This window comes from Wolbachia endosymbiont of Pentidionis agamae (genome assembly GCF_036711655.1).
Taxonomy (GTDB): domain Bacteria; phylum Pseudomonadota; class Alphaproteobacteria; order Rickettsiales; family Anaplasmataceae; genus JAZHPY01.
This window is the reverse complement of record NZ_JAZHPY010000003.1, coordinates 23498-29497: the sequence shown is the minus strand read 5'-3', so window position 1 is coordinate 29497 and position 6000 is coordinate 23498. Positions and strand designations below refer to the sequence as shown.

Annotated in this window: 7 protein-coding genes; 3 read left to right on the top strand and 4 right to left on the bottom strand. The window is 29.4% G+C overall.

What is annotated here, in order from left to right; all coding sequences use genetic code 11:
* Positions 1-604, bottom strand: a 604-nt coding sequence (locus V6U76_RS00560) for a M20/M25/M40 family metallo-hydrolase (protein ID WP_333023059.1), incomplete at its 3' end; no start/stop codon positions are given.
* Positions 605-626: 22 nt separating this feature from the next.
* On the opposite strand from V6U76_RS00560, the gene V6U76_RS00555 reads away from it, so the two are divergent.
* Positions 627-1847: an iron-containing alcohol dehydrogenase gene (locus V6U76_RS00555; protein ID WP_333023057.1), complete on the top strand. Its 1221-nt coding sequence runs from the start codon at positions 627-629 to the stop codon at positions 1845-1847.
* Positions 1848-2219: 372 nt separating this feature from the next.
* On the opposite strand, the gene V6U76_RS00550 is transcribed toward V6U76_RS00555, so the two are convergent.
* From V6U76_RS00550 to V6U76_RS00540, 3 genes are all read right to left on the bottom strand, one after another.
* Positions 2220-2582 carry a hypothetical protein gene (locus V6U76_RS00550; protein ID WP_333023056.1) on the bottom strand — a complete coding sequence of 121 codons (363 nt, stop codon included), beginning with the start codon at positions 2580-2582 and terminating at the stop codon, positions 2220-2222.
* 187 nt (positions 2583-2769) lie between these two features.
* Complete coding sequence (locus V6U76_RS00545; protein WP_333023055.1) at positions 2770-3336, bottom strand: ankyrin repeat domain-containing protein; 567 nt, start codon at positions 3334-3336, stop codon at positions 2770-2772.
* A 398-nt stretch (positions 3337-3734) separates the two neighbouring features.
* Complete coding sequence (locus V6U76_RS00540; RefSeq protein ID WP_333023054.1) at positions 3735-5198, bottom strand: proton-conducting transporter transmembrane domain-containing protein; 1464 nt, start codon at positions 5196-5198, stop codon at positions 3735-3737.
* A 71-nt stretch (positions 5199-5269) separates the two neighbouring features.
* On the opposite strand from V6U76_RS00540, the gene V6U76_RS00535 reads away from it, so the two are divergent.
* The gene (locus V6U76_RS00535) at positions 5270-5470 is read left to right on the top strand and encodes an NADH-ubiquinone oxidoreductase subunit NDUFA12 family protein (RefSeq protein WP_333023053.1); all 201 of its coding nucleotides are present in this window, start codon (positions 5270-5272) and stop codon (positions 5468-5470) included.
* Between the two features lie 39 nt (positions 5471-5509).
* On the top strand, positions 5510-5968 hold the full coding sequence (gene mlaD, locus V6U76_RS00530; protein WP_333023051.1) for an outer membrane lipid asymmetry maintenance protein MlaD: 459 nt from the start codon (positions 5510-5512) through the stop codon (positions 5966-5968).
* Positions 5969-6000 lie beyond the last annotated feature (32 nt).

The window sequence follows — 6000 nt, the reverse complement described above, 5'->3', positions numbered from 1 at the left end:
GATATGGATAAGCTACATGCCCTTGTTTCCCATAGCAAGTTAATTTAAAATTTAATGATCCCCTTCTTCCTATTTTAATAGTATCACCAAATACTTCAGAACTAGTAGGTTCACCTATTACACAATAATCTACATACTCTTTTCTATCTTGCATCCACTTTAGTACTGATTTTGTTCCATATTCTTCAAAATCCTCCTCAGCGCTAGTAATTAAAATGCTTATTGAACCATAAAACTCGAATTTCTCTAAGATTAAGTTAACGGTAGCAGAAATAAATGAGGCTACTCCACTTTTCATATCAGCAGCACCTCTTCCATAAAGTATACCATTTTCAATACTTGGTTTAAAAGGATGAAAACGCCAATTTTCTAATTTACCAGAGTCAACTACATCTATATGCCCAGCAAAACATAAATTTGGCATTCCTGCCCCATATCGTGCGTAAAGATTTTTAACTTTTCTAGTCCCAAATTCTAAAATATGACATTTAAAGCCAATTCTATCTAAGATCTCTCTTAGATACTCTATTGCTCCATCATCCTCAGGAGTTATACTATTAAAATGAATTAACTTTTTAGTTAGCTCTATTGGATCAATTTTCATATTAAACTTAGTGCTGCACATTATGCATACCTTAAAAAAAATACTACATCAAGGTGTTTATAACTCAAATCAAATAAAAAAGTTTCCCATAAAAGAAATAATTACAGATCATAATGTAATCAACAATATTTATGAAATATGTAAACAATATGGAAGTCAAATTTTTTTAATTGCAGATCAGGATACAGTAAAGTTTCTTAATCAAAATTTATTAAAAAATATTTCTTATTTTATTATTTCCAGTACTTCTATTGCATCACTAGAAATTGTAAATTTGATAAGAAAAAAAACAAAGGATAGTAATCTAATTGTTGCATTTGGTAGTGGCACTATCAATGACATATGTAAATACGCAAGCTATCTTGAGAAAAAAGATTATATATTATTTCCTACAGCTGCTTCTATGAATGGATATACATCATCTAATGCTTCGATATTGGATAATAGATATAAGAGATCTTTTAATGCACACCTTCCAAAAGCAATATACATTGATATTAATATATTAGCTAATGCACCATTAAGATTAACATTAAGCGGCTTTGCTGATTTTATTTGCAGATCAACAGTGCAAGCAGATTGGTTATTATCTCATCTACTATTTGATACAGAGTATACTGAATTACCATTTATACTTACAAATCAACTAGAGAAACGTTTACTTGCAGAATATAAGAAATTAGTGAAACGTGATGTAGAAGTCATATTACTTCTAATGGAAGCCTTATTAGTTTCTGGACTTGGAATGGTGATTGCTAAAGGCAGTCATTCTGCAAGCCAGGGAGAGCATATGATATCGCACGCAATGGAAATGGTAACAAAGGATTATTCTTCTCTGCATGGTGAAAAGATTGCTGTTACAAGTAATACCATGGCTAAACTACAAGAGAAAATATTAACAATGGAGAAGCTCCTGATAAAAGAAACGAATGTGCATATAGAGGATGTTATAGAATATTTTCCTGATAAAGAATTTAAAGAAATTTTCGAATCAAAAAAAATAACAAAAGAAAAGGCAGATTTTTTAAATAAAATTTTGGATAAAAATTGGGATAGCATTAAAAACAAAATAAGTAAAATTGTATTACCCGCACAGAATTTACAAGAAATATTTAAAGATCTCTCTATTCCTTACATTCCAGAACATTTAGGTTGGAGCCAAGAAGAATATTATAAAATTTCTAACCTTGCATTTACCACAAGAGATAGGTTTACTTTTCTTGACTTAGCTCATTGTATATAGCATATTAAAACTCCTAGTTCTGATTATAAAAAACCGCTAAATCTTTAATCAGAATATATACCTTCTTGAACCTAAACAATATCTTACGATGGAAATTAAGTATAGAACATGCATTAGACTTCTTTCGAAATCTATAATTTCAAATTTACATACTGTGCTATTAAGTTGATCATATTATGGTTTGGGTTGAATTTTTCCAACCTCTTACATGCTACATAGTAGCATCTCTGAATTTATTATCACAACAATCTTTCAAAATTAATAAACAAAAAGTAATGCATAAGATGCAGCTACTATAGGTTTTGCATTTACCTACAGTAGCTAATAAAATTTCTACTCTCTAATCTGAGATTGAGATGTGCTTATAGACCACTAAGGCGTATTATAATAACTTTTAGATGTTCCTGCAACTTGAGGTTCCGAAACTTTAGAATTTGGATCTTCAGTTTTTTCCTTACTCTTTTCTATTAACTTTTCTAGTTCAATAGTTGATAACTTACCTAATATCTTTATTTGCAGTTCTGGATTTTTAAGTACTTTGTCTACAAAAATATTTTCAGCTTTAGAATTTTTTAATACATTTTTTGTAAAAGACTCAGTAACTGAGTCTAATTTATATTTAAAATTAGGAAAATCTTTGATTGATTCGTCTGATTCTAAATACTTATTAATTTCCTCCAGTATTTGAGAATTTTTTAAAAGTTTTGCTAATTTATTTTCATCATTCTGTACCAATATTTCATAAAGTGAAATCTCTATGTATTTATCTTCACTTATATCTTCATATTTAAATTTTTTATCTTGTAGTTTCTGTAATTCTGTTTACATTTGTTATAATATTCATTTAACTTTGGATCACATTTTATAATTTCTTTGTTTTTAGTACATCCCTCATTATTAACGATACCTTGGTTAAAAATTTCTAATCTTGCAATATACTTCGCAAGTAATTCTTTTCTTTTTGGATCTTCTGTAACATGTAAAGGAGTCCATCCATTATTATCTTTTGCATTAACATCAGCTCTTTATTTATTAGAAGCTCTATAGCATCTACACGCCCATTTTTAGCAGCCCAATGTAAAGGAGTCTCTCCATCTTTATCAATAGCGCTGACATCAGCTTCATTTTCTAGTAGAAGCTTTGCAATTTCTGTAAGTCCCTTTTCAGCAGCGTGATGTAAAGGAGTATATCCATAATTATCAACAGCATTAACATCAACTTCTTTTTCTAGTAGAAACTTTACAATTTTTAAAATTTTTTCATTTAAAGAAGCTACTGCACTATAATCCTCAGTTCTATTTTCTAGCATAGGATAAGGCATCTTGCTAACGGCGCAATGTAAAAGAGTCTTTCTATCGTGATCAACAGCATTAACATTAGCTCCTTCTTTTATTAGATCACTTAAAACTTTTATAATATCAACTTTAAGACTATAAGGATTAGCAATGTCTTTAATTGCTTTAAATAATTGTTTGTCAATTTCACGCATAAAATTTACCTCACATTAGATTAATAATATTATATACCATCTCATCTCAAGTACTTTTTTAAAAATTTTAATTAAATTTCTATAAAAGAATAATTGGATATTCAGTTTAACTTGAATATTCTGGAATTAAATTCTTGAGATTTTTACTTGATTTCCTATATTATAATGGTAATAGCAAAACTGCGGAAGCAATATTTTCTACCCCATACACTCTTCTTAAGAAAAAATAAATATTTTTCTTGGTATTGTTTAGGTTTCTTCCTTAATCTCTCTAATTTAGCTTTCCGATTTTTCTAGTTTTGGAAAATGCCTACTGAAGCAGACTGCTATTTAAAGCTAGAAACAAGATGCTTTAAATAGCTACACTACCAAACTAAATACCGAGCATGTGTACTTACTTATTCATCAAATATAGATAAGCAGATTTTATCTGCTATAAGTTGCAGTGGATGGCTAAATATACCAAGTATAATTATCATCGCTGCCATAAAGAATAAATATAAAAGAATGGATGTTTTGTCTTTTCTAACTAGGCATATCTGTTCATTGTCTGTAAAATATACTTTTTCTATTACTCTCCAAATATATACAAGAGATAAGAAAGATCCTAATGCGTATATTACAAAACTGCTCCATGAATGAGATTCAATTAGTGCTTGCATCATATACCATTTACTCACAAAACCATTAGTTAAAGGTATACCAATTAATGCTAAACTTAACAAAGTAAATACAGCTATTACATAAGGTACTAATCTTCTTATACCACTTAAATCTTCTATTTTTGTTACATCACATTGATAAGTGAGATAGCCTGCAGTCATAAATAAGGAAGATTTTATTATGCTATGATTAACAATATGAAGAATAGCTGCAAATAGCCCAGTCTTTGAGTTTAAACTTAAACCTAAAATTATGTAACCAATTTGACTGACACTCGAATGAGCTAGCACCTCCTTTATGCTACGTGCCGTAATTGCAAATATAGCACCGAATACAATAGCAAGTAGTGCAAGGCTTGTTATCAAATAATTAAACGGATATTCAAAAAGAAAAGACTTTTTATCAAATAGAAAATAAATAACCCTTATTAAAAGGTATATCATCACCTTTGTGACTGTACCTGAAAAGAATGTGCTAACAAAACTAGGTGCATAGTTATATGAATTTACGAGCCACCTGCTTAAAGGAAATAATGCAATCTTGATTGATAACCCAATAAAAATAAATAAACAACCTAGTTGTATAATCTTATTACTGTATAATGGCATTATTCTTTGTGACATATCTGATATATTTAATGTTCCAGTCATAGAGTAAAGAAATCCTATGCCTAGCAAATAAAAGGTAGCACCTACAGTTCCACTAATTAAGTATTCAAAAGCTGCAGTGAGTGCCTTTTTCTCTTTAGAGACTGAGACTAATACGTAGGAAGCAAGAGAAGAAATTTCCAAAAAAACATAAATATTAAATAGATCATTAGTTACTAAAATTCCTAACAATCCACTTAAGCATAATAAAAATAGAGAATAAATACCAGAAAGCTTACTCTTACCAATCTCTTCTTCATTAATGTAAAAACCAAAAAGTAAGCTGATTAATGCTATTGAATTAATGAGTGTAAGAAATAAAGAGCTTAAAAGATCAATTTTGAGCTCTATACCATAAGGAGGCATGAAGTCTCCTAAATTATAACTTATTATTCCTCCTTTATATACTTTTATAAGTAAAGACAGCGAAATCACTAGGCTAGTCAGCGCTGCAGCAACAGAAACAAGCCATAATGCTTTATGCTTTTTAAGTAAGAAACAAAATACAGCAGAAAGCAGAGGTATAATAACCTGTAAAATTGGAAGTTGCATTGACTCTTTAATTAATATACTTTTAAAGTATCATCGGATAGAATACTTTTTATTTTAGTCTTAGTAAATACATGATATCTGGAATTATAGCGAAATACTTCAAAAAGCCTATACTTGCAGGCAAAGATAGGAATGGGAATAAATATTATTATAATTTAAACAAAAGATGGGTTGTATATAACGGCATCCCTGATCCTAAAAAAATCTTGCCTGAGTGGCATGCATGGATTCATTATGCCGATGATGAAATACCATGCCAAAAGAGCAGATAGCTTTACTTGATATGTGATAAAATATTGTTAGAGTAATTTATGTTAAAAGCTAATATTCTTGAAGTCATAATTGGATTAATTGTATTAATCCTTACTATTTTTCTCGGTTTATTTGCATTTGATAAGTTATTACATACAAGAAACTACAATAAAAACTTCTACAAGATACATGGATTCTTTTCTAATGTTAATGGATTAAGTATTAATGACGTCGTAAAAGTTTCCGGAGTGGAAATCGGTAGTGTTTCTAGTATTACAATTAATGGAGTTACATATATGGTACGGGTTGACATGAATATAGATTCTAGTATCAAATTGCCAATTGATTCTGCTGCAAGTATTGTAAGTAGTAGTTTAATTAGTGGAAAGTTCATCAATATATCCCCTGGATCAGAAAGTAAATTTATTTCTAATGGTGGCAAACTAGAACATACTCAATCTGAAATTAGCATAGGAGGTATAATTGATAGAGTAATAGGAACACTTGGAAAAAGATAAATCATCACCTTGTAGGTATGTAAGAACTATAA